18 protein-coding genes are annotated in these 25,069 nt (G+C 36.8%); 11 read left to right on the forward strand and 7 right to left on the reverse strand.

Translation table 11 applies throughout. The features are described 5' to 3' along the window. Positions 1-94: 94 nt before the first annotated feature. The 7 genes from K9N40_06175 to K9N40_06205 all read right to left on the reverse strand — a co-directional run bounded on the left by K9N40_06175 (position 95) and on the right by K9N40_06205 (position 11,696). Positions 95-424: a hypothetical protein gene (locus tag K9N40_06175; GenBank protein MCF7814042.1), complete on the reverse strand. Its 330-nt coding sequence runs from the start codon at positions 422-424 to the stop codon at positions 95-97. A gap of 22 nt (positions 425-446) precedes the next feature. Further along, positions 447-1,439 carry an NAD(P)H-dependent glycerol-3-phosphate dehydrogenase gene (locus tag K9N40_06180; GenBank protein MCF7814043.1) on the reverse strand — a complete coding sequence of 331 codons (993 nt, stop codon included), beginning with the start codon at positions 1,437-1,439 and terminating at the stop codon, positions 447-449. Between the two features lie 159 nt (positions 1,440-1,598). Further along, on the reverse strand, positions 1,599-5,567 hold the full coding sequence (locus K9N40_06185; protein ID MCF7814044.1) for a T9SS type A sorting domain-containing protein: 3,969 nt from the start codon (positions 5,565-5,567) through the stop codon (positions 1,599-1,601). Positions 5,568-5,625: 58 nt separating this feature from the next. Then, positions 5,626-7,971 carry a T9SS type A sorting domain-containing protein gene (locus K9N40_06190; protein MCF7814045.1) on the reverse strand — a complete coding sequence of 782 codons (2,346 nt, stop codon included), beginning with the start codon at positions 7,969-7,971 and terminating at the stop codon, positions 5,626-5,628. Further along, positions 7,956-8,345, reverse strand: a complete 390-nt coding sequence (locus tag K9N40_06195; protein ID MCF7814046.1) for a response regulator — start codon at positions 8,343-8,345, stop codon at positions 7,956-7,958. Before K9N40_06195 ends, K9N40_06190 begins: the two co-directional genes overlap by 16 nt. Before the next feature lie 247 nt (positions 8,346-8,592). Then, entirely contained in the window at positions 8,593-10,023 is a 1,431-nt protein-coding gene (locus tag K9N40_06200) for a sigma-54 dependent transcriptional regulator (GenBank protein ID MCF7814047.1), read from the reverse strand. Further along, a complete protein-coding gene (locus K9N40_06205; GenBank protein ID MCF7814048.1) occupies positions 10,023-11,696 on the reverse strand; it encodes a tetratricopeptide repeat protein in 1,674 nt (557 codons plus the stop codon). The genes K9N40_06200 and K9N40_06205 overlap by 1 nt, the downstream gene beginning before the upstream one ends. A gap of 190 nt (positions 11,697-11,886) precedes the next feature. On the opposite strand from K9N40_06205, the gene K9N40_06210 reads away from it, so the two are divergent. From K9N40_06210 to K9N40_06260, 11 genes are all read left to right on the forward strand, one after another. Next, complete coding sequence (locus K9N40_06210; protein ID MCF7814049.1) at positions 11,887-12,375, forward strand: ferritin family protein; 489 nt, start codon at positions 11,887-11,889, stop codon at positions 12,373-12,375. Positions 12,376-12,637: 262 nt separating this feature from the next. Beyond that, the gene (locus tag K9N40_06215) at positions 12,638-13,120 is read left to right on the forward strand and encodes a cyclic nucleotide-binding domain-containing protein (protein MCF7814050.1); all 483 of its coding nucleotides are present in this window, start codon (positions 12,638-12,640) and stop codon (positions 13,118-13,120) included. Then, the gene (locus K9N40_06220) at positions 13,104-14,174 is read left to right on the forward strand and encodes an AI-2E family transporter (GenBank protein ID MCF7814051.1); all 1,071 of its coding nucleotides are present in this window, start codon (positions 13,104-13,106) and stop codon (positions 14,172-14,174) included. The genes K9N40_06215 and K9N40_06220 overlap by 17 nt, the downstream gene beginning before the upstream one ends. 93 nt (positions 14,175-14,267) lie before the next feature. After that, a complete protein-coding gene (locus tag K9N40_06225) occupies positions 14,268-16,694 on the forward strand; it encodes a YfhO family protein (protein ID MCF7814052.1) in 2,427 nt (808 codons plus the stop codon). A 2-nt stretch (positions 16,695-16,696) separates the two neighbouring features. Continuing rightward, on the forward strand, positions 16,697-17,389 hold the full coding sequence (rsmI, locus tag K9N40_06230; GenBank protein MCF7814053.1) for a 16S rRNA (cytidine(1402)-2'-O)-methyltransferase: 693 nt from the start codon (positions 16,697-16,699) through the stop codon (positions 17,387-17,389). A 124-nt stretch (positions 17,390-17,513) separates the two neighbouring features. Continuing rightward, positions 17,514-18,410 (forward strand): diacylglycerol kinase family lipid kinase, encoded by an 897-nt coding sequence (locus K9N40_06235; GenBank protein MCF7814054.1) that lies wholly within the window; start codon positions 17,514-17,516, stop codon positions 18,408-18,410. A 170-nt stretch (positions 18,411-18,580) separates the two neighbouring features. Continuing rightward, complete coding sequence (locus K9N40_06240) at positions 18,581-19,483, forward strand: DUF4097 domain-containing protein (GenBank protein ID MCF7814055.1); 903 nt, start codon at positions 18,581-18,583, stop codon at positions 19,481-19,483. A 424-nt stretch (positions 19,484-19,907) separates the two neighbouring features. Further along, positions 19,908-21,224: a replication-associated recombination protein A gene (locus K9N40_06245; protein ID MCF7814056.1), complete on the forward strand. Its 1,317-nt coding sequence runs from the start codon at positions 19,908-19,910 to the stop codon at positions 21,222-21,224. Between the two features lie 81 nt (positions 21,225-21,305). Further along, the gene (locus K9N40_06250; GenBank protein ID MCF7814057.1) at positions 21,306-23,123 is read left to right on the forward strand and encodes a hypothetical protein; all 1,818 of its coding nucleotides are present in this window, start codon (positions 21,306-21,308) and stop codon (positions 23,121-23,123) included. Positions 23,124-23,223: 100 nt separating this feature from the next. Continuing rightward, positions 23,224-24,015, forward strand: a complete 792-nt coding sequence (locus K9N40_06255) for a radical SAM protein (protein MCF7814058.1) — start codon at positions 23,224-23,226, stop codon at positions 24,013-24,015. A 103-nt stretch (positions 24,016-24,118) separates the two neighbouring features. Then, complete coding sequence (locus K9N40_06260) at positions 24,119-24,964, forward strand: GNAT family N-acetyltransferase (GenBank protein ID MCF7814059.1); 846 nt, start codon at positions 24,119-24,121, stop codon at positions 24,962-24,964. Positions 24,965-25,069 lie beyond the last annotated feature (105 nt).

Genomic DNA, 25,069 nt, shown 5'->3' on the forward strand with positions numbered 1-25,069 from the left:
AAATATATCCATTTGTTTATGGTCGCTATTTTTTCGAAACATTACCAATACCTTTTTTCACTTATTTATGGATTCAATATGAAAAAATTCATATTTATTGAAAAGGTTTTTTTTTGATACTTTTTAGAGGGAGCTCAATCTTTTTTCCCAATAAAAGCCAGACGCCCAGCGTTCCAATCAAAGTATTTCCCAAAGCAATCCACAGACCCGACAAACCAAAAGCCCAGCCGATCTTGCCGGCAAATCCGATGAAAAGCACGGCTGAAAAATAAGCCGTTCCATAACTGAATGCTGTCATCCACGGACCGATCTTGCCGCCGCCAACTGCGAAATCATGGAAGGATTTTGTTTTTCTGGAACCTCTTATTCCAATATAAACTATCATTGCTGCATACAAAAATACTGCAATATACCTTGCTATCATATTTTTTCTCTCCTAATTATTTTTATCCTGCAATCGAATTCAATGTATCCAGAAGTTCTTTCCTCACGTCTTTCACATCTTCAAAAATGATGCGGGTTACGCAGGAAATCAGCGGAATGGAAAGATTGAATTTTGCCAGTTTGATGATCGTTTTTGCCATCGAAACACCTTCTACAACCATGCCTACCTCTTTTAATGCTTCATCACGAGAATAACCTTGAGCCAGAAGTCTACCGAATTTCCTGTTCCTACTGTTTTCTGAAATGCAGGTCGTGATAAGATCTCCCATCCCGGCAATGCTGTAAGCGGTTTTGTGATAAACACCCAGAAACTTCATCACAGTTACAAATTCGTGCACACCGTATGTCATGATCAAACCAAAAACGTTGGTTTTAAAGCCCAGTCCGTCTGCAATTCCTACTGCCATGGCAATTAATCCTTTCATGGCTGCAGCTAATTCTACACCTTTCACATCGCGGCTGAATTCAAATTTGAGTAGATCGTTATCAAGTTCACTTTGCAGATGAAAAAGTACAGCAATATCACGAGAAGCCAGAACTGCTTTAGCCGGAATTCCTTCTGCCAGTTCTCGAGCAATTGTAGGTCCGGAAAGATTGGCATATTTTGCTTTGGGAAGTTTTTCATTGATTATCTGGCCAACTGTCATCAAAGTGGAATGCTGAACACCTTTGGAAGCATTTAAAATAATGCATTCTTCTATATTGTTGTTTTTAAATTCCGTCATCAAAATATCCATTTTACTGGAAGGGATCGCTGTAATGACGATATCATCCGGCTGGATGGAACGGGAAAATTTTTCTTCCACATTTATATTTTCTGGTAATTTAATGCCGGGTAAAAATTGAGATTCATTTGATTTATTGATCATATCAGCTTCGGCTTTATTGATCGTCCAAAGATAAACCGGTCGCTTTTGAGAAAGAACAAGGGCGAGCGTTGTTCCCCAATTTCCGGAACCGATTATGATAACTTTACCGTTAATTTCTTTTTCCATTTTTTTCTCCCACTAATTCTGAACAAGTCTTAAAAGATATTTTATATCGTAAAGATTTTTTTGATTCAGTTATTTATTCATATCATTTTTGCTAATAATAACAAAAAAAACTGGAGTATAATTACTCCAGTTTTTTATTAGCTAAGTTTATTCAGCTATTTATTTAAGGAGAATCATTTTCTTGGTAGAAGTATAATTTAAAGTTTTCATTTTATAGAAATAAATTCCACTTGCTACCTTTTTATTATTCGAATCATATCCATTCCAGATAACACTATGATTTCCGGCTTCAAGATTATCTTGAAGCAATGTGGAAACCTTCTTACCTCGAATATCATAGATTTCTAAAACAATTTTTTGTTCAGCGGATAAACTAAAATTGATATTAGTTGTTGGATTAAATGGATTAGGATAATTTCCCTTTAATTCCGTTTTGATGTTGATAAGATCATCATTACCAGTTCCATTATAAACAAAATCTATTGTAACCATCGGAGATATGCCAGATGTGTAAACAGCTTCTATTCCTGCGGTGTAATTTGTTCCAGAAATTAGATCGTAAAAATACCAGTAATTTTCGGAGGTTGTTCCTACCATTACATCATCTAAATAGATATTGTAATTTTCCAGTTCACGTTCATTTCTGCTTGATCTACTAAGAGATGGTTCGTTCCATGTTAAATGAGCTGTAGTCTCGTCGATCTGCAGATTTGCAGGTGGGAGCAATTGTTCAATGATTTCTACCTGTACAGGATCTGTTGCTTCAGATTCCAAATAAGCTGCATTCATCACCTCATAAACTGTCGTAATGCTGTAAGTGTAAGATCCAGCCTGCAGATTTTCATCAATATATTCGGATTCGATTTCCGGTATTTCAGCTACCAAAATTCCATCACGATAGATGTTGTAACTATCTACAATATAATCGCCATACAGAAGGTTATCTTTTGTGCGATCGAAAGGTTGCAGATATTCAAAGAAAGCTCTTATTTTCCAATTAGCATCGATGTTATAATCTGTGCTGAGATGCTGCCAGTTATCTATTTCACCGATCAGATCAGCCTTATCATTGGCAGCGGGACCTTCATCATAAGCCAAAGGTGCAGAAGTATAATTGGAACATTCAATTCCAATGATAAATTGAGAACTGGACTGCATATTGAAAATATCAAAAATATCCACGTAATTCCATTCTCCCGGAACTACAGAATCCAGAATTTGCTCTTCATTCAACATCCATTGACCCGGCATGAAAGGATCATTCGTCCAGATTTTTACAGTATAATCAGCATCTTCCAACGGATAAAAACCGATCAATGCTATTTGATGACTATTAAAATCGATCAAATCCCACTCATCGTATTTAACTGCTGCCAGAAAAGTATCACCATTATCACCAAAAGCTCCGCCAATAGAAATATCATCCCAACTGAACCAGTCGCCGGTATCTACGGGTCTATCCCAGGCGAGATGAACATTCTGATTTTCCACATCGGCACAAAGATTTGCAGCCGGAGGCATCACATCCTCTCCGATCACAATATACACGGAAGAAGAATTTATCGATTCACCTTGTTGATAAACTGCTTTTATATTATAGCCAAATTCTTCTCCTATTTGAACGTTTGTATCAATGTATTGAGTTTCGGTAATAGGAGTGGGATTTTGCAATTCATCCCAGCGATAAACATTGTAACCAACCAGATCAGCTCCCGCCGGCAATTGTGGTTCTGACCAGTAGAGTTCAGCATGATCATCGACAGGTAATCCATAGGCATTTTCCGGCGGGAAAAGCACCAAAACTTCAGCTGGATCGGATAAAGCCGATACTCCTTCATCAAACACACTTTGAACTGTGTATTGATATGTTTCGATGTTGGTGAGGTCAAAATCTTCGTACATGTTGGGAAATCCGCTGATGATTTGAGAATTTAACTGAATTCCATCCCGAAAAATATTAAATCCCAGCAGATCGCGAGATTCAAAAGGATCAGACCAACTGATTCTGATATGCAGTTCAGGCTCCAGCAGCAAAGAGGCAAAGGTTATTTCTGGTGGATTCAAATAGCCTACTTCTACGGTCACACTATCGGTAAGAGCAGATTCGCCATCGGGGTAAACCGTGCTTGACTGATAGGAATAAATTCCCTGAGCTAAACCAGAATCAAGATAGGAACAAACTGGCAAAGGTGTAGAATTAACCAGTGAATTATTTCTATACAGATTGTATCCTAAAACGACAGGATTATTGCAATGAGTTCCCAGTCTGATCATAGCATCCTTGGCATCTGTGCCGTTGAACGGCTGCCAGTTGTTACCATCATCAAACGTAACAAAAGACATTCCATCAGGATCGCTGGTATCGCAACCCAAATCAAAATAATCTGCCGAAATGTCATCCTGACACCATTCCAGACAGGCATATACAACTTGACCATTATTCAAGAGAGCATTAACAGGAACATCAATCCAGACAGGATCACTGGCCGGATCGTTGGGAAGATTTACAATTTCTACTGGTCCTGCAATAATATTATTCAGGTCTGGTTGTCCAATGTTATCACCAACCAGATAGCATTTCATTACTGCATCATCAGCGGCAGGAATGCTGGTCCCAAAATCAATGAAATATGAGAGGTATTTAAGATTGAGTGGTTGATCAGGAATAAATCTGCTGGCCACGATTTGTGAAGTTGTTGTAGATTGAAAATTCAGGAATTCTTCGGCAACACTGTCATCATAACAAAATTCTACTGTTGGATCATCTTCACACTGCGGCCAATTCAGCTCCACTTCATCCAGGCTTATAACATTTGCATTCAAAAAAGAAGGAGCAGGATTATCGATGATGGGATTGAGGAAAAATGAAAATTCCAGATCATCACCATTTGATAATACGATCAATTCACTTGCCGGTTGAAATCCCGGAGCAGTTACCATCAGTTCATAATTTCCCGGTCCTACATCATCAAAATCGAAGCCGTAATCACTGCTGCCAAATCCGCCTTCATTGCTTGTGATCTGTCCGATTCCATCTATTTGAACCACAGCATCTGTAATTGCAGACATATCATCACTATTTATCACATGCCCATAAACACCGGCAGAAGGCAAGGCAGAGCCATCATTGATCAAAATGTTATCCAGCCACCACCAATCGATGCTGAAAGCATCTGCACCATAAGCTCTGAAACGAACTTGAAAAACTTGTCCCGCTACCAAATTTGTAATGTCAAAACTTTCCTGTATCCAATCAAATCCGCTGTTACTATTATCATAATTGGCTATTTCAATCCAATTTGTACAATCAAATACTTCTACGGCAAAATGTTCTAAACCAGTTACGTCATAATGTTGTGCAAATAATTCATAATCAAGTGTTATTGTAGAACTATTTGTAGCATCAATTTGCGGGCTGACCAAAGCATAAGAATAATCCAGTTGATCGCCAAAACCAAATTCGGCGATATTGAAATAATCATTGCTCAAAACACCAATCGCCCAGTTACCCTGTTCAGGATCGAAAGTCCAGTTATTAGCGGCAAAATCTCCGCTTATCCAGTTTTCGATAAAAGGCATCGTTACTGCTGGTACGCTGCCATCCGAAACATGTATATTATCGATGTTCCAGAACATGAAATCGAATGAGTTAATTCCGGTTGTTCTAAAACCAATTTGAAAGTTTGTGCCAGCTGCATATTGAGATATATCAAATTCATCATGCTGCCAATCACCAACTGCCGGAATGGCAGAATCATAAGTTACCAGGCTTGTCCAATCTCCACCAACCGGCCGAACTTCGATACTCATCTGATTTGTTCCAGCCATCATGAACATGGATTTGATGTCATAATCCAGCATAACCTGCGTCAGTTGAGAAGCATCAAATTCCTGACTGATCAGTACATATTCATAATTCATCAAAGGTGGATTTGCACCGAATCGGGCACTGCTGCCAGGATTTCCCATGCTGGGATAAATTGTCCAGTTTCCAGGATCGTTGTTCTGGAAGGTCCAGTTATTTGTCGTGAAATCTCCCGATTCCCAATCTTCCATAAAATTGAGACCACTCAAAAAACTAATTGAGCAGATTAATATACTCATTAAAATTAAATTTCTAAAGTTCATTTCTTCTCCTTATTTTGGGAAGATGCACCTGAAAACAGATGCATCTTCCTGATTGATTTTATTTTAAAAGCACCATTTTGCGGCTGTATGTTTGATGGTCGAATTTAATTCGATAGAAATAAGTTCCGGATGAAACTGCTTTTCCATATTCGTCGGTACCATTCCATAAAATCTGATGATTGCCAGTGTTAAGTTCAGAATGCAGTAAGCTGGTTACTTTCTGACCTTTTAAATTAAAGATATCCACATCTACTTTTCCGGCTGTCGGAAGTGAAAACTCAATTCTGGTTTCCGGATTGAAAGGATTGGGATAATTATTATGTTCTATCTGTTGATGAGAAACGATCTGAGAATGATCAATTCCTGTTGCAGAATACTGACAACTATACAGTCCTCCATTATTAGAGCTTAACCATAAAGTTCCCATCCCATCAGTACCAATTGCTGTTACAAGATTGGAAACCAAGCAGGAATTTTCCATATCGATAACTTCTGTTTCATCGCCATCCCACATTATTACACCGTTTCCGTTTGTTCCTATCCAGAATCTGCCATATTCATCTTCAGTCATTTTTGTGATGGCAATTTCACCTATTTGGGAATTATGAGAAATCCACTCTTCATTTTCAAAGCTGAACAAGCCAACTTCGCTGCCTGCCCAGATCGTGTTGTTGCTGTCTAAGAATAAACTGGTCAGTAGTCCTGTTGTTAAGTTGCTGTTATTGGGCAAAAAGCTTTCCCATTGCAGATTGTTTATATCTGAAACATCAACTCGAAAAACGCCGGCTCCGGTAGAAATCCAGAGAAGTGAAGTTCCCGGAACGAACATAACATCTGTAATCCAGCTGCTGTATAAGGGAGAATTATCATGTGTGTATTCTGTCCAGCTGAATCCATCATACATTGCCAGGCCGTTCAAACTACCCGCCCAAATGTTTCCGTTCAAATCTACATCTACACATTGAGCAGAAAGAAATGGATAGCCGGAGGTATAGGTATTGTGAATTGTCCAACTGCCGTTTTCTTTAATGGCAACGCCGCCGTACATATTGTAAATGGAACAGGCTTGATCATTATCCACACCAGTTGCCACATAGATATTGCCATTTGATTTTGGTTTTATATCGTTCACCAGGTAGGTTTGGAATGTGTCGTATCCCCAGCTGTCCCAGGAACCATAAGTATTGCTGATGAGAGCATTTTCGGCTGGATTTGTACCACCAAATGGATACCAGCCGGTGCCGAAATACATTTCTCCTTGATCGGTGGCAGCAATATCCCAGAAACTATTATAAGTAATAGGACAATCATCGTCACTGTATTCATATTCCACAAAACTGCCGTTTTGTAAATAGTAAAGTCCACCAGAATATTTAGAAACCCAAACTTCGTTTTCGGAAGTCGTGAATATTTTCTGTATAAAACAACCATAAAATTCATCGGAATAAACTTCCCAACTGCCTTCCGAAAAACAACCAACAGCATTGATGTAGGAGCTAACCCAGATTTTATCATCGCTGGTAACCGAAACAAACCAGTAAAAATCCAGAGGGGAAGGAGCTTGATAAAATACAAAACTGTTACCATCATATTTATACAAGCCATAACTTCCTGTATCGCAGGCTACGTTTCCACCCAAACCAAACCAGAGATTTCCCTGACTGTCTTCGGCGATGTTCATTACATCCCATTCCTCGTTTTCTGTATATCCGGCAGGAGGTGGACAGATTTCATCATCGAACATTTCCCAGCCGGCAGAATCCAATTTACAAATTCCTCCACCTGTACTGGTGTAAAGTTGTTCGTCGTAATCCGGTCCTACAGCAGCCCAGATAATTCCGTTGGAATCTTTCAGCAGAGACATAACAGAGTTTGCATTCAAAGCAGAATTGGATTTATTATAATGCTGCCATTGGTTTGTATCGGGATCAAAACTGGAAATACCACCCATTTCATCTGAGCGATATCCATAAGAAATCCAGACAAGACCATTATCATCAAATTCTATATCGGAAATCAAATGACCGCGGATTTCTGAATTTGCCATGTTGTAGTTTGTGGTTGTTCCATCTGGATGCATAACTGTGATACCACCACAATTTTCTCCACCAAAAAACAAATCGTGAACATGACCGAACCAGATATTTCCCTGATCATCTTCACTGATACAATTGATGTAGTTTGTGTCGATTGGATAATTTGTTGAATTCAAAGTAACATTTTCTCCGGTTACTTTATCGATAGATAACATACTAAGCGGACTGCCAAATAGAAGTGTGTCATCACTTTCGTGCATGCACAACATATTATAAGGATAAGTATAACCAGCCCAGTTACTAACCTGTGACCACAACAGTAATGAAGTCATCACCATTACAAATAAAACTACTAATTTCCTACACATTTTTCCTCCTTGTTTTTTGCAAAAATGTTTTCTATTTTTTTTATCAACAGCTCAAAATTGAGCGGTTTATCGAAGAAATGAGCATTATTTTCTTTTACAATCTGGATCATTTCTTCATTGGGAATGCCGGAATAAACGATGATATCAGCATCGGATTTCTGCTGACGAATTTGATGCATCACTTCCAAACCATTCAGGGAAGGCATCAGATAATCCGTTACAACAACAGCAATAATCTGAGGATCGTAGGCTGCTACTGCTTCTTTCGGATCATTGAACTTCCGGGTGGGAAATCCGTTCATTTCCAAAGCCTTGCCAACAATATTCAAAGTGAATCTGTTATCATCAATTAACATTACATGCTTATTTTTCATTTTCATTATCTCCTTTCCAAAACACACCAGAATTATCAGCATACCTTGTGCCAAACAAAAATCAAACCGCACAAAATCTTATATTGCAGGAAGTTAGGAGTTTTATGTTGGATAATTTGGTATCCGTTCAGAATTGACAGATAATGCGTTTTGAATCATTCGAAATGAATTATTGCTTCATTATGAATAAAAAAAAACGTTCATTCCGAGCAAGAATGAACGTTTTATAAAAAGGCTGAAAATAATTTTACATTTCGTTTATTATACGGCGGATTTTATTTACCGAGATTCCCAGATAAGCTGCTGTTTTAGTTTTATTGTTATCAAATTTCTGCAAAATTCTTCTTACAAATTTTTCCTGAAAATCATAGAAATCCAGAGAATCCTCTGGTAATGAAATACTGAATGTTGAAGGATTGTTTTTGAGTTTTTCCTGTTCATTCAGAAAGTCAAAATGTTCAGGAAATAGTTCTATATTTTCATATAAAAAACTAACTCTCTGCATAGCATTTTTTAGTTGTCGAACATTTCCTGGCCAATGATATTTTAAAAGAAATGTTTCCGTTTCTTTATTCAATATTTTTTGCTTTTTGTTTTGTTCTGTGGCACTTTGTTCCAAAAACATTTTTGTTAATGGTAAAATATCATCTTTTCTTTTTCTCAATGAAGGCACAATTACATTTGTAGTATTGATGCGATAAAAAAGATCGCTGCGAAATTTACCATTTTCTATAGCTTCTTCAAGATTTGAATTTGTAGCACAAATTATTCTCGAATTAAGTTTAATTTTTTTTACACCACCCACTCGATAAAATTCTTTTTCTTCTAAAACTTTTAAAAGTTTAGGTTGTAAACTCAACGGCATATCACCAATCTCATCCAGAAACAAAGTTCCATTACCTGCCATTTCCAATTTACCTTTTTTACCCTTTTTGTCTGATCCGGTAAACGCACCACCTTCGTAACCAAAAAGTTCACTTTCAAAAAGTTGCTCGGAAATTGCCGAACAATTCAAAGATATAAAAGGTTCATCTGTATCGCCATCTGAATAATGGATCAAACGGGCAATAACTTCTTTTCCAACTCCAGTTTCACCTTGAATTAAAACTGGAATATCCGGATTGTGATGTAATTTTTCGGTAAGTTTCTGCAACTTCTGCATTGGTTGGGAATGCATTCCTATCGAGCCTATACCTACTAACTGAGCGTAAGCAGATTTGATGGTTTTCAATTGATTCTGCAATTCGGCACAAGTAGAATTCAGTTTTTCATCAAATTGATTATTCAGTTCAAAGTTTTCTCGCAATAAAGTTTGGTGTTCTGCCACTCTTTCCACGATCATAGCCAGAAGTTCAACATCTACTGGTTTCTTCAGAAAATCATACGCTCCAGCTCGAATAGCCTGCAGGGCAAATTCCAGATTGGCATGACCTGTGATTAACACAATATCCGTGAAAAGACCTTCCGGTTTTGCTTTTATTTTTTCTATCAGCTCGATTCCGGTCATACCCGGCATTCTGATATCTGAGATCAGAAGCGGAAAAGGTTCTTTCTCGTAAATCTTGAGTGCTTCCTGAGCATTATCTGCCACCAGCACTTGATGGTTCAGATTGAATGTGAGAAAATTTGCGATTGATTTTCGCACCATTGGTTCATCATCGATTACCAGGATTCTCATTATTTTACCTCTTTGGCGGCAGGAAATTCGAGCTGGAAAGTAGCACCACCCAGTTTGTTGTTTTCAGCAGAAATATTTCCCTGATATTTATCTATATAATTTTTTACAATTGCCAGCCCAAGTCCCATTCCTTTGCCGGGTTTTTTGGTAGAAAAGAAAGGATCATATAATTTGCCGCCGATATCCGGTGGTAAACCTGCCCCGTTATCTGAAACTGTTATTAAAACAGTATCGGTCTGGCTGCGGGAAGAAATCCTGATAAATTTTTCCATTTTATCAGTTTCATCCAAAGCATGCATGGCATTTACAACAATATTGATGATGATCTGTTCGAAATGTATTTTTTCCAGAGAAATCTGCGGCAGATCTTCTGCCAGTTCCAATTCCAGGAAAATCCCATGAGAATACAGTTGCCTTTCGATAAGACTGAGACCGGATTTGATCGCGGAATTTACATCTATTGCCTCCATTTGATGGGAAGTGGGCATATTCCAGAAAGATCGCATATGCTGAATTATTTCATTGATATGATTCACCGCTTTGGAAATATCTCGTAATCCATCCAGAAAACCTTCCGGCAAAACATTATTATTGTTTTTGTTCCAATATAAAATGCTTTCAGCGCTTACTTTGATGGCGCATAAAGGTTGATTGATTTCATGTGTTATTCCGGCAGTCATCACACCTATAGAAGCAAGTTTGGAAACTTTTTCCGCCATTTGCTGAGCTTTTAATGTGTTAGTTTCTATTTCATAATTTGCCTGCAATTTTGCCAGTCGATCTGCCATTCTATTTGTATATATTTTTTTATCCAGATTCACGTATTTTTTCAGATAATCAAGAGCTTTGCCCAGATCATCTCTCGATTCGTGAACTTCATGCAAAGCTTTATAAATGTGGATCAGATATTCTCTGTTTTGATGTTCCAGGGCTTGCTGCTCTGCTATTTCCAGATATTTCACAGCTTTTGAAAAATCCTGATTCCTCTGATAGGCAGTTCCCAGATAATAGCTGGTAATCATGGGAGTATCATCTTTTCTTTGTTGGGAAAGTTGCAGTGTCTGATGAAGAATTTCAATTGCTTTATCGTATTTTTTTTGGTTCAGATAGATCTCTCCCAGATTTATATGAGCAAAAATGTGTGTTCTGGCTCGATCGGGATGAGATTTTTCCCGGCGAGAGAATTCTAAAGCTATCTTGCCATATTCCAAGGCTTTATCATATTGCTTCAAATGATTATGCGCATGACATAAATTATTGAAGGTTCTGGCAGAGCTTGGATTATGTTCCAAGGAAAGCTGAAATTGTCCTAAAGCTTTTTCATAATTATTCATTTTTATATAAATATTTCCAATGTTATTATAACCTTCGGCAATAGTGATATCATTTTTCATTTCCTGATGTAATTGCAGCGCTTTCAATTGATATTCCAAAGCTTCATCGTAATTGTTCAAATAGGAATTCATCAATCCAATCAGATAATTGGCAGAAGCTTCATATTTCTTATCGTTTGTTGTTTTGGAAAGATCTAATAATATTTCTGCATACTTTTTGGCTTCTGAAAATTCGGATTGCTGCCACAATGTCTCTGCCAGCATTTCCAACGTTTTCAACCGTTTTTGCTGATCCAGTTTTCTGTTCAACTGCTTTTTCAATTCTTCTACATTTTTCATCTCTCTTTTCTCCCGCATCATTATTTATGATGCTTCCGACAACCCAGTCTTTGAAGATGTATTTTCAAGTAAAGAATTTTTTGATAACTGAACTCCAGTATTTCCAGTAAAGAAAAAAAAGAATTGACCGGAGTTAGAATATCATTTACATTTAAATAGAAATAATTAGTAAAAAAATATTGGAGGAAAAATGGAAAACGAAAAAATCCTGACTGCCCTAAAAGATGCAATGAAAGGAGAATTTGACAGCATTGCTGTTTACCAGAACGCCAAACATAATTCTCGGGATAAAGAAGTGATGAAATTCTTCGATAACAGAGCAAACGAAGAAAAGAAACATTACAATTATCTTTTGGCTTTATATCAGGCTATCAAAAATTACGAAGAATTAAAACCGGTAAAAATGAAAGAAGCTGAAAATCTGATTTTTTCTGACAGATTCAAACAAGAGATCGGAAAAAATAACCTTTTATTTTCAGCTATTTCTGTAGCCACACTTCTTGAGAAAAATGCTTTTGATTTTTATCAGAAAGCAGCTGAGGAAACTGATAATGAAATTCTGAAATCGTTCTTTGAAAAAATGGCTGACTGGGAAAAGCATCATTATGATGTCCTTCTTGAAATTGCCGATGATGCCAAAGAAACTTTTTGGCAGGAAAATAGGTTTGAACCATTTTAGATTTTTTTCTTTTGCAAATTTAAAAATTATTTGCTTTATTTTATATCAAGAAGCATGATTAAATTCATTGTTTTACAAGACAATACGTGCCGTCAATCTTGCTTTACGATTTAATTAATTTTGAGAAACTATTCCTCACATGCGTTAGAAACGAAGTGGATGGAATAAGCGAAAATATTTTTCAAGATGTTTATTATTTATCAAAAAAATTGACACCACAAAATTAATTTTCAAATCTGAATTCACGATTAAAGGAGTGGATATGGAACAAAATAATCGTGAAGAAAAAAGCATGATCAAATTTTTGAAGAAAGTTTCGATCTTTGCAAAACTCTCAAAATCGGAACTAAAACAACTTCAACAATTTATTTATACCCGACATTATAAAGCAGGTGAACCTGTTTTCAAAAAAGGTTATCCAAACGTCATTTTTTTTATTGTAAAAGAAGGTGAAGTTAGAGTATATCTAACCAAAAAGGGTGAGGATATCGAATTGGATAGAGTTAAGCCCGAAGGACATTTTGGTTCTATCGGTCTTTTTGCAGATGTCAAACGAACAGCTTCGGTTGAAGCGGTTGAGGATTCTGTTTTATTGGGTATATCCAAAAAAGATCTGGCTACATTTGTAGGAAAACACCACCAGGCCGGTATCAAAATTTTATACGAGTTAGGCAACATTCTATGCGATCACATTATAAAACTGAATGACAGATTGATAGAAGTAGATGATGGAAAAAAGCAATAAACGTTCAACTGCCATCCGCTGGATAATTTTTGCTATAAATTTATTAGTTCTTATCGCAGCGATATTGTTTTATCGGTCTATTTTGTCTTATATTGCTATTTCTTTTTTGATCGCTTATTTGATTGCTCCCATCGTGAATTATGTCGAGAAATATCACATTTCCCGAACTGTTTCAATTTTGGCTGTTTATGTTATTATCGGTTTTTTGCTTTCATTGTTGTTCAGCGCCATTATTCCGCAGTTGATTCAGCAATATAAAGAGTTTCAGGAAACCTTGATAGCTGCCAGCAATGAAGGCTTCAGTCTTTCTTCTCTGGGGTTAGATAATATTGATCGTTATATTTCAAATTTGGAAGAAAAACTTCCGGATTTGAGAATTCGTGAACAGATCAACAGCATGTTTTCTGCCGATAAAGTAAGCAATGTTTTAAACCAGGTTCCCCAGCTTTTCAAGGGCGTTTTCAATACAATTGCATTTATAATTGTGGTTCCTGTCGTCAGCTTTTTCCTGCTGAAAGATGAGCGTTACTTCATGCGATCATTTTTCAACATGATCAGTAATCGCTATTTCGAATTTTCCATCCATCTTTTCGAAAAGATCGAAGAAAGTTTTGGCAAATTCTTCCGAGCGCTTTTATTGGAGTCTTTATTAGTAGCTCTGCTTTCTATTGCAGGACTGCTGATTTTGGGAATTCCCTACGCACTCGTTTTGGGGCTGATTGTTGGAATTGCCAATCCCATCAAATATCTGGGCCCATTTATCGGAGCAGTTCCCACGGTTATTGTAATTCTTTTTGGACCGACACCGGATATTTATCTGCTTTACATTGTTATCATGTTTTTTATTGTGCAACAAATTGACAGCCTTATTCTGTTTCCCTGGCTTATCGGTAAAAGCATGGATCTGCATCCACTGGTAGTAATTCTAACTGTGATTGCCGGAGGTTATGCTTTTGGGATTTTGGGAATGCTGCTGGCAGTTCCTGTTGTTTTCCTGCTTAAAACTATTTTAGAAGTTTCCAAGAAAAGTTTAAAAGAATTTGAAATAATATAAATTTTTCTCATCGTAATTATTGAAGCAAATCTTTTTATTGACTCGATTACTCTAACCTTAATTTTCAGAAAAAAAATTTGAAAGGAAGTTTTTATGGCTGTTAAAGTAAAAAACAAAAAAATCCAGAAAAAACAAAGGAAAGATATCTTTGAAACTATCTTTGAAGGAAAATATCGGCATGTAATATTCATAGCTGTTCTTTTTATCATTTTATCTTCTTTTTTCTTCAAAATTGCTTTTAAAAACTACGTTCCCCAAGCCAGCGATACAATGCAATGGCGCTCAAGTGCCGAACAACTTATCGAGTACAATAAAACGAACAAAGACCAGGCTTTATGGAATCCGGCAATTTTCAGCGGAATGCCCAGCTACCTGACTTCTTTTGCTTCCAAATATCCTTTTATAAATACGATCCAAAAATTAACCAACAAAGTAATCAACTGGCGAGTTTTACTACTTTTTACTATGGGATTGGGAGTTTACTTTTTGATGATCTACCTGAAGTTTGATCCCATAATTGCTTTTATTTCTGCAATTGCATTTTCACTTTCGGTTCATTTTATCGGGCTTATCGAGATCGGGCATAACTCCAAATTTAAAGCTGTGGTCTACATTCCCTGGATTTTCTTTTTCGTGCATTACCTAAAGGATCGAAAAACTGTTCTGGCTCTTGGATTGGCAACTTTAATGATAATCGGTCAACTCAGAGAAAATCATCCGCAGATTTCTTATTACACATTCCTGATGCTGGCAATTTACTGGATTTTCCAACTTGTCTGGGCGATCAGAGAAAAAAAGATAAAACCTTTCATCACTTTCACGCTGCTGCTTCTGGCTGCAGGAATTATAGCTCTGATGGCAGTTGCACAGCCGTATATGTCCACAATGGAATACGGTCAATACACCATTCGCGGTGGTTCATCTGGATTGGAAACAAGTTATGCTACAAGCTGGTCTTTTCATCCGATGGAAATTTTGTCTTTTATCAATCCCAGCATTTACGGTGGCGTGTCTCCTTATTATTGGGGCTGGATGCCGTTCACGCAAACTTCCATGTATATGGGAGTTATCATTTTCTTCCTGGGTCTATTAGCACTCTTTTCAAATCGATCAAAACTGGTTAAAATTTTAGGTACTGTTTCGGTTGTTGTGCTTTTCATTTCTTTTGGAAGGCATTTGCCTTTCCTTTCAAACTTCCTTTTGAACTATCTGCCTGGATTCAATAAATTCCGGGTTCCGGCAATGATTCTGGTGATCTTGCAATTTGCTTTTGTAGTTCTGGCAGGTTATGGCTTAAAAACGATTATAGACAGGCGGAAAGAAAACAAAAAAAAGTTTTTCAAGAATCTGCAAACCGTACTTTATGTGGTGATCGGTCTTTTGATTGTCTTTTTTCTGATAATCAACTCCATGCAGAATTCAGGTTTTGTGCGAGATGGAGAACAGAGTAAATATTCCCTGCAGCAAATTCAGCAGTTAAGAACTCTGCGTTATGAAAAAGCTTTGAATGACGGTCTCGTTACAGGAATTTTCCTGATTGCTGCGATCTTGCTTACAATTCTTTATGGAAATAAGAAGATGTCTAAATATCCTTTTCTTATCATAATCATGATCCTGGTTGTGGTTGATCTATTGCTGGTGGACAGCAGGTTCCTGCAGAATGTCGTTCCACAAAATTATATTGATAAAACCTATGTAAAAACCGAAGCTGACAAATTCCTGGAAAAAGATAATGAAACTTTCCGCATCTATCCTTTAGGCGGTGGTTTTGGCCAAAATCAGTGGGGATATTACAATCAAACAATCGGTGGTTATCATGGAGCAAAACTGAAACGTTACCAGGAAATTCTGGATAACTGCTTGAACTATGAATTTCAGAATCGAATTCCAATAAACTGGAATATCGTGAATATGTTGAATGTAAAATATGTGATCTTCCAGGAGAATCTGCCTTTGGAAAATTTGGAATATGCTTTTTATGATCGCAGGCAGAAACAGACTATTTTCAAAAATAAAAACTATCTTCCCAGAGCCTGGTTTGTAAAAAATATAGAACGAATAGATAAAAAAGAAAATATCTGGAAAAGATTAAATCAACAGGAATTCAATCCTGCAGAATCTGCAATCATCGAGCAGGAAATTCCCCCTGTTTCAGTTCCTGCACAATCTTCAGTTGAACTGGAAAGTTTCGATCTTCATTACTTGAAATTCAATGTAAAAACAGATTCGACAGCCTTCCTGACTGTGAGTGAAATTTATTATCCTGCTGGTTGGAAAGCCTATATCGATGGCGAAGAAACCGAGATTTATCCTACAAATTACATTTTGCGGGGTGTCGTAATTCCTGCCGGAGAACATGTATTGGAAATGAAATTTGCTCCTCAAACTTATACGATCAGTATTAAGCTGAGTTTGGCTGGACTTATCATTACGATCATTCTTCTTATCATCGGTTTGTTTTTCTATTACAAAGAAAATTACAAAGGTGAGATCGTTTACACGATGAAGAAAACGGATTGATCATGGATCCCAAACTTTATGTAGTTGCTACTCCGATCGGTAATCCCGACGATATAACTCTGCGTGCTTTAAAAGTGCTGAAAGAAGTAGATTTCGTGATTTGTGAAGAATATAAACCCGGCAGCAAACTTCTGCGATTCTACGAAATAAAAAAGCCACTGGAACTTTTGAACGAACATAATGAAAAAGAGCAAAGCAAAATTCTGTTGGATCGAATTTTAATCGAAGGAAAATCCGCTGCTCTCATCAGTGATGCCGGCACACCACTTTTTGCCGATCCCGGCAATACGCTGGTTTGGCAATGTCACCAAAACGGTATTCCCGTTATTCCGATTCCGGGCGCATCTTCTATCATGGCAGCTCTCATGGGATCCGGTCTGCCAGTAGAAAAGTTCCTTTATTACGGATTTCTACCTGCCAATACCGAAAAAAGATTGGCAGCTTTGAAGAATGTTCCTACCCATTTAAATGTAATTTTCTTGGAAGCACCTTATAGATTGAAGCCACTTCTGCGTGATTTCAGGAAAATTTTAGGAAATCAGCGACAGGCAATAATAGCTTACAAGCTTACTCAATCGGAAGAGAAATTTTACTGGGGAAATCTGAAGGAGCTGGCAATTCAAACTCAAACTTTGCCTAAAGGTGAATTCGTTTTTATTCTGAAAAAACTGGAGTCAAACCGGAAGAGAAAGTGATTGCCACTCCCAATTTCCTCCCCGAAGCGTGAGGGAAATATAATAAAATCTAAATAATCATTTTCTTCCCTGTCTGGGGAAGATGTCCCGAAAAATCGGGACAGTTGGAGCGAAGGAAAATAATATGAACACAAAATGGTTTTTAATTGCAAATGCAACAGCCGGCCGTGGTAAAACAGGTCGTAAGATCAGTGAGTTGATCAAATCTTTGAATGAGCATAAATTTGATTTTGAGATCGAGCTGACAAAAACACCGCTGCATGCTACTGAACTGGCAAAAGAGGCAATCAAAAAAGAATACAGGAAAATTGTGGTTGTTGGTGGTGACGGCACTTTGAACGAAACAGTGAACGGCATTATGCAGAGCGGAAAGCAAAATGAAATTAAACTTGGTTTGATCCCCGAAGGTGGTGGAAATGATTTTGCCATGAACTTCAAACTTTCTAATAACATCGATAAAGCAATTGAACTTTTGAAGAGAGAAAAAACCTGCAAAGTAGATATAGGAAAAATCGAGGATTACTTTTTTATCAATGCTCTGGGGCTTGGATTCGATGCCCAGGTTGCGCTTATTTCGCGTAGTATTAAACATCTGAATGGCTTGCCCAGATATCTGGTGGCAGTAATTCGAGCCTTGGTGAAGCTGCAGAAATTTGAAGCTGAGATCACATTGGATAACTGCACTTTAAAGAAACCATTTTTACTATTTTCTATCGGAAACGGGCTTTCTACCGGTGGAGGATTTTTACTCACTCCGGAAGCTCGTGTAAATGACGGTCTTCTGGATATTTGTTTGATCCAGGATGTTACCAGAAGGCGCATTCTTAGTTTACTGCCAAAAGCCATAAAAGGTCAACATCTCAAAGAGCCGGAAGTTATTATTCATCAAAGCAAAAAGATCCATGTGAAAACCGATAAAAAACTTCCCATCTATTTTGATGGTGAGCTTCCTGAGTTGAAGCATCCATTTAATTTTACAATCGAAATTCTTCCAAAACAAATAGAGTTTATTACAGGATAGTCTTTTATATTTTTGATAAACTCGACAATTCACGATTTATCATAATTATAAAACATTTAACCTAAAGCCAAAAATCTAATCTCTTTATTTCCAACCAATTAGCTCACACCCTCTGGAATGGCACAAGAAATGCAGTTACTATTGGTAGAAGTGAATTTTGGAGGAAGAAGATGAAAAAGATAATAATATTTTTAGCAATTTTATCTATAGCTGTTCTGTTATATGGAATTTCTCAAACGCGTGAAATCAACAAAACTTTCGAAGTAACAGATAATACGGAGCTGAACTTGGATAACATCAATGGTCCTATAAATATCGCTGGCTGGGATAAAGATTACATCGACGTAACAATAATCAAAAAAACTACCAACGGTGATGAGGAATTAGAAAAAGTTGAAGTAAATTTTACACATGAGAAGGATCTGACAATTGAAACCAAATTCTTGGAAAAAAATGCCAAAGTAAGTGTAAGTTATGATCTCAGCGTCCCACGCTTTATTATGCTGAAGAACATCCACACTTCCAATGGCAGTATCAGCTTGCAAGATGTAGGAGTTGTAGATCAGGTTTCTACTTCAAATGGTTCGATAAATCTGGAGAAATGCGAAGGAAAGATCACAGCAGATACCAGTAATGGAACTATCAAAGCAAACGAAATAAACGGTTCTGTATTTGCCTACACATCAAATGGCAGGATCAGGTTAGAAAATGTAACAGGTCTCGTTGATGCCAAAACATCAAACGGCAGCGTTAAATTATTTAATGTGGCAGCTATTGAAAATGCAAAGACTTCCAATGGTTCAATAAAAGCTCATCTTGCCAGTTTACCCACCGACACAAATCTTCGTACAAGTAATGGCTCAATTACTGTTTTTCTTTCGGAAAATTTGAATGCCGATATTAAAGCATCTACCTCCAATGGAAAAGTTAAGCTTCACGATTATCAAATACTTGCCAGCGATATTTCCAAATCCTATGTTTCAGGTTCTATTGGAAATGGTGGAAATCTTCTTAGATTGAGCACATCGAACGCCAGCATTAATATTTATAATGAAAGAGATATCCAATTCTAAACAATCTTCTCTGATGAGAAATAAATAAAAGCATTGATTCCCCCCATATGATCAATGACAAGCCCCGAAATTTTCGGGGCTTTTTTTGTTGCATAACTCTGAAATGGCTCTCTTTCAAAAAATTCTTTCACTTGAGACTTTCAGGGTTGGAATCAAAATAATCCGGAAGGTTTTTACTTGCATCTCCCAAAAAAATTGGCTGATATAAACCTAACTTATTGTTATAAAGGAAATTATTTCTATTTTGTTCGTCCAAAACCTCATCCAGTAAAGTCCACGAATTTATTCGCGGGATGCGTGGAAAGTTTTTACATTTGACAGATAATTTCCTATTCTAATCCTGAACAATATCACCCTGAGTGATTCCGATTCATCGGAATTGTATTGAAGGGCGTGGTAGTAAATTTATATTTTGAGGAAAAAAATGACAAATCAGATTTCATTATTTGAAGAAACGAAAAAACCGACCAATGTACCTCTGGCAGAGAAGATCAGACCGCATGAATTGGAACAGATCTATGGACAACATAAGCTGCTGGAAGAAGGTTCACAACTTCGTAACATGATAGAAAACGACATCTACAGTTCTTTCATTTTGTGGGGTCCTCCCGGAACCGGAAAAACCACGATAGCGCGAGTGATCGAATCTAAAACATCACATCGTTTCATTTCTTTCAGTGCTGTTCTTTCGAGCATCAAAGATGTGAAAGCCGTGATGAAAGAAGCTGAATACAATCTGAAAGCACACAACAAAGGTACTATTCTTTTCATCGATGAGATCCATCGTTTCAACAAATCTCAACAAGATGCGTTTCTGCATTACATCGAATCCGGTGCTGTTATTCTGATCGGAGCTACAACCGAAAATCCTTCCTTCGAAGTTATTTCGGCTTTGCTTTCCCGCTGCAATGTTTTTGTGCTTCAGCAGCTGTCAGATGAAGATATCATCAAGATCATTCAGCGTGCTTTGGAAGCACTTTCTGTCGATGTAAAATTTGAAGAAAAAACACTTCCCTACTTAGCAGAACTTTGTGGTGGCGATGCTCGAAAAGCTCTGAATTATCTGGAAATTATTTTGCAGAATATCAAAGAAGAAAAACTGATCGATGTTAAATTTATTTCTAAAATCCTCAGCCGCAAAGCAATGTTTTACGATAAAGACCGCGAGGAACATTACAATGTGATCTCGGCTCTGCATAAATCTTTACGCGGCAGCGATCCGCAGGCTGGTTTATATTGGCTGGCCCGCATGCTGGAAGCCGGTGAAGATCCGTTGTACGTGGCGCGCAGATTGGTGCGGTTTGCTTCCGAAGATGTAGGGCTGACCGATCCGAATGCTCTGGTACAGGCAATTGCAGTAAAAGATACCTGTCATTTTCTGGGAATGCCGGAAGCAAACGTTGCGCTGGCGCAACTGGTGGTCTATCTGGCCACCGCACCAAAAAGTAATGCACTCTATTCTGCTTATAAAAAAGCTGCTTCAGATGCCCAGAAAACCAGTCATCTTGGCGTGCCGCTTCATATCAGGAATGCACCGACAAAATTAATGAAAAATCTTGATTACGGCAAAAATTACACCTACGATCACATGCATGAAAATGCCTACAATTATCAAAAATATTTTCCCGATAAAATGGCTGAAAAATCATATTATCAACCTTCCAAATTCGGTTATGAAAAAGAAATCCAAAAACGCTTGGACTGGTGGAAAAAATTACGGGATGAGCAGGAAAACAATTAAATTCTTGACTCTCTTATTTTTTACTACAATTTGACTTGCATAATCTATAAATAAAATAGATGCGGCAAACACGGAGGGGATATGTTTAAAGCATTCAGACGTCTTTTTTTAATTGTTTCTATTCTAATTTTATTTTCAACTATTTTATCTGCTGAATTCCTTTTACAAAAGGGAAACCTATTTCGAGAAGATCGTTTTGTAGAAATAGATCTGAACACCGTAAATCAGTTGCAGGTAATTTTTCAGATTGATCCCATTGATTGGGAATTGCCCAAAAATGTTATTGAGATAGTAAACGAAAATTTGAAAATTATTCAAAATGATAAAAAAATAAAAATAACGGATACAAAAGCTTTTGATAATTATCTACTGATCAGTTTTTCAAGAAGTAATTTAAATATCTTTGAAGATTTTGAATTCCATAATTCAGAAAATACACTTCCTTTTTCCATTGCTGAAAAAGATTGGCCGGATTATGATGAGTATCACGATTATTATAATAAAGCTCTCGATTTTGCTATCGATATGGATTACAAATCTGCTTTTTCATCATTAACAAATTTTCTGGTTAATGATAAAAACATTGAACAATTCAGTTTCACTTCCAAAGCCAGAGATAAAGCAGGTGAATGCATTGAAGATTATTTTAAAAATAAACAAGTTTTTCTGGATACTCATAAAATTAAAAACAGCAAAGAATTAAAGCAAACTGCCATCTCAGAAATCGATAGTTTGATCATCAAATTGCAGGAAGCAGATCAACTTTTTACTGTTTATTATGATTTCTATCCTGAAAGTGAACTGAAACAAAACAACGAGCAGATAATTGCCGATTATCAGAGTTATCTGACAAATTTGAAGACGCGCTATTTCAACGAGGTTCAGACCATTTTTATCGATCAGGATTACAGCTCCAATAAGTTTAAAATGTTGTTGGACAGCTTGGTTCGTTCACTTTGTTATAAAGATTCGTTTTGCCTTATCAGTGAATACAATGCTGCGAACATGAATTATATGAATTCCAAGCCCGATTTGAAAAGTAAATTGGAAAATCTGGAATGGTTGAATTTCTTTGAGCGCTTGATAAAAGCGGTAAATGTTAACATTGAAAACGAGGGATATTTTCTGAATCAGGAATGTATAGAAAGCCTTAAGAACAAAGAAATAAATGCTCCACAACCTTATTATCCTATCTTGCAAACTTTGCATTTTGCTCTGCAGGAAAATTGGACTGATTTCAACTTGAAAATTAATGAAGCTATCGAAAGATGTGCTGATCTTGAACTTTTACACCTTTTGGAAAGAATGAGAATTGCTTATATCGCTGAAGTCATTTTGAATATTGATGAAAATGTCATTTACGAGATTAATGGTGGAATTAAGCATCTAAATCTAAATGATTATGAACAGGCAAAAGCAGCCTTTCAGAAAGCAAAAAACTGGCAGAGTAATTTTGCTGTTCCCGATTTGATGCTGGGAAAACTTTCTATGAAAATGGGAGAATTTGCCAAAGCAGAAATTTATTTTGATAACGCCATAATGAAGCAGCAACAATACCTGGAACCGATCTATGCAAAACTTGATCTTTTAATAAAAAATGAAAATTATGATGACGCTCTTAAACTTTTGAATGCCGCTTTAACTGCCAATTCCTGGAATAAATATTACTTGCTGGGAAATCTCAATCTTAAACAAAATAATTTCAAAAAAGCCAAAGAATATCTGGAAATGGCAGCGAATATTAATTCCAACAATTTTGATCTTATGATTTTTTTAGGCGATTCATATAAAAATTTAACCGACAAAGACAAAGCTGAAATGTATTATAAAAAAGCGGGTTTTTTAAATCCGGAAAATGAACTTTTCAGGGATAGAATGCAGGCTTTGAAATCTGAATAGTTTTGATTATTTGAAAAAATTTAAAATCACTCCCATAAAAGCCAAAAAACTGCTGGGACACGTAAAGCAACCAGACGACTGGTTTGGTTTGAAATACAACATGAACCTCTATCGAGGCTGCCAGCATCAATGTATCTATTGTGATACGCGCAGCGAATGTTACCAGATCGAAGATTTTGAAAATGAAATTCTCTACAAAGAAAATGCTGTCGAACTTTTACGCATAGAATTAGCTTCTAAACGGGTCGTTGGCACTATCGGTTTAGGTTCCATGAACGATCCTTACCAACCAATTGAAACCGAGCTGAAACTAACTCATAAAGCATTGGAAGTGATCGCTGAATTTGGTTTTCCTCTCCATATAATTACCAAAAGTGTTCTGGTTTTGAACGATCTGGAAATCCTGAAAAAGATCAATCGGGTTTATGCCACAGTCAGTTTTACGATCACAACTACCGATGATGACTTGTCAAAGATCATCGAACCGCGAGCATCGCTCTCTTCCGAAAGATATGATGCCATGAAAATACTTTCCGAGAATGGAATTCAAACCGGGATTTCCATGATGCCGATCCTGCCATTTATTGAAGATAATGTGAAAAACATTTCTGACATCGTGGAAAAAGCTAATTTAGCAGGAGTAAAATACATCATCCCTGCTTTCGGCATGACAATGCGAGATCGGCAGCGACAATATTTTTACAAAAAACTGGACGAATATTTTCCTGGTATCAAACAGAAATATATTCATAAATTTGGAGGAAATTATAGTTGTGGAGTGGAAAATTATCAGGAACTGAAAAAAGTATTTCAGGAAAAATGCCATGAATATGGAATTTCAACACGAATAATTCCATTTAAAAAGAAAGCTGAACAATTGAGGATATTTTGATGAAATATAAAATTTCTTTTTCCGCTTTAGCTCCCATGTTAAGGAGAGCTGTCAATCGTCTAAATTTTGTAAAAAGTTTAGACGAATGACTGAGGGGTTATAAATGAAAAATCTAACCATAAAATCCATGAACAGAGCTGATCTTGATTTCATGATTGATCAGGCTGCCAATGAAGGTTGGAATCCCGGAATTTTCGATGCTGATACTTTTTATAAAACCGATCCGAATGGATATTTTCTGGCAGAAATAAATGGAAAACCAGTCGGTTGTATTTCGCTGGTAAAATATGATAACACTTTTGCTTTTCTGGGTTTCTTTATCGTCATCGAATCCATGCGTGGTAAAGGTATTGGAATGAAACTTTGGCAGCAGGCAATAAATTATGCAGGAAATTGTAATATCGGTTTGGATGGCGTGGTTGCACAGCAGGAAAATTATAAGAAAAGCAGTTTTAAATTTGCCTACAACAACAGCCGCTACGAATTTATCAAACAAACAGAAATAAAAATGCCGGACGCTGTTAAGAATTTGAGAAATTTTGGCTTTGCAGAAATTCTTGAATACGACAAAATCTGCTTTCCAACAAAACGAAAAACTTTCCTGAAAAATTGGCTGAAGCAAACAGATTCACTTTCATTTGGAATTCTACAAAACAACAAATTTTCCGGTTTCATTGTTATCCGTCCCTGCCGGGTCGGCTATAAGATCGGGTCACTTTTTGCTGATGATTTTGCGACTGCTGAAAAATTATTTTCCGCCGCTGTTTCACAAATTGATATCGGTCAAAAGGTTTATCTTGATATCCCCGAAATAAACCCGGAAGCAGTGAAATTTGTGCAGAAAAACAAAATGGAAAAAGTGTTCGAAACAGCCCGAATGTACACTGGTTATTTTCCAAAAATCGACATCGATAAAATATTTGGAGTAACTACTTTCGAACTGGGTTAGAGAAAATTCCTTGTCAATCTGAATTCAAATTATCGCTTTGAATCAATAAATTTATTGGAGTATTATTTTGAAGAATTCATTAGTTCTACTATTCATTGGGAGTTT

The organism is Candidatus Cloacimonadota bacterium (assembly GCA_021734245.1).
In the GTDB taxonomy this organism is placed as follows: Bacteria; Cloacimonadota; Cloacimonadia; order Cloacimonadales; family TCS61; genus B137-G9.

Coding starts and splice junctions, on each gene's coding strand:
- K9N40_06190 (MCF7814045.1), bottom strand. CDS start 7,971: ATGTGTAGGAAATTAGTAGTTTTATTTGTAATGGTGATGACTTCATTA.
- K9N40_06180 (MCF7814043.1), bottom strand. CDS start 1,439: ATGGAAAAAGAAATTAACGGTAAAGTTATCATAATCGGTTCCGGAAAT.
- K9N40_06260 (MCF7814059.1), top strand. CDS start 24,119: ATGAAAAATCTAACCATAAAATCCATGAACAGAGCTGATCTTGATTTC.
- K9N40_06250 (MCF7814057.1), top strand. CDS start 21,306: ATGTTTAAAGCATTCAGACGTCTTTTTTTAATTGTTTCTATTCTAATT.
- K9N40_06235 (MCF7814054.1), top strand. CDS start 17,514: ATGAACACAAAATGGTTTTTAATTGCAAATGCAACAGCCGGCCGTGGT.
- rsmI (MCF7814053.1), top strand. CDS start 16,697: ATGGATCCCAAACTTTATGTAGTTGCTACTCCGATCGGTAATCCCGAC.
- K9N40_06255 (MCF7814058.1), top strand. CDS start 23,224: ATGAACCTCTATCGAGGCTGCCAGCATCAATGTATCTATTGTGATACG.
- K9N40_06240 (MCF7814055.1), top strand. CDS start 18,581: ATGAAAAAGATAATAATATTTTTAGCAATTTTATCTATAGCTGTTCTG.
- K9N40_06215 (MCF7814050.1), top strand. CDS start 12,638: ATGGAACAAAATAATCGTGAAGAAAAAAGCATGATCAAATTTTTGAAG.
- K9N40_06205 (MCF7814048.1), bottom strand. CDS start 11,696: ATGAAAAATGTAGAAGAATTGAAAAAGCAGTTGAACAGAAAACTGGAT.
- K9N40_06210 (MCF7814049.1), top strand. CDS start 11,887: ATGGAAAACGAAAAAATCCTGACTGCCCTAAAAGATGCAATGAAAGGA.
- K9N40_06245 (MCF7814056.1), top strand. CDS start 19,908: ATGACAAATCAGATTTCATTATTTGAAGAAACGAAAAAACCGACCAAT.
- K9N40_06200 (MCF7814047.1), bottom strand. CDS start 10,023: ATGAGAATCCTGGTAATCGATGATGAACCAATGGTGCGAAAATCAATC.
- K9N40_06185 (MCF7814044.1), bottom strand. CDS start 5,567: ATGAACTTTAGAAATTTAATTTTAATGAGTATATTAATCTGCTCAATT.
- K9N40_06225 (MCF7814052.1), top strand. CDS start 14,268: ATGGCTGTTAAAGTAAAAAACAAAAAAATCCAGAAAAAACAAAGGAAA.
- K9N40_06220 (MCF7814051.1), top strand. CDS start 13,104: ATGGAAAAAAGCAATAAACGTTCAACTGCCATCCGCTGGATAATTTTT.
- K9N40_06175 (MCF7814042.1), bottom strand. CDS start 424: ATGATAGCAAGGTATATTGCAGTATTTTTGTATGCAGCAATGATAGTT.
- K9N40_06195 (MCF7814046.1), bottom strand. CDS start 8,345: ATGAAAAATAAGCATGTAATGTTAATTGATGATAACAGATTCACTTTG.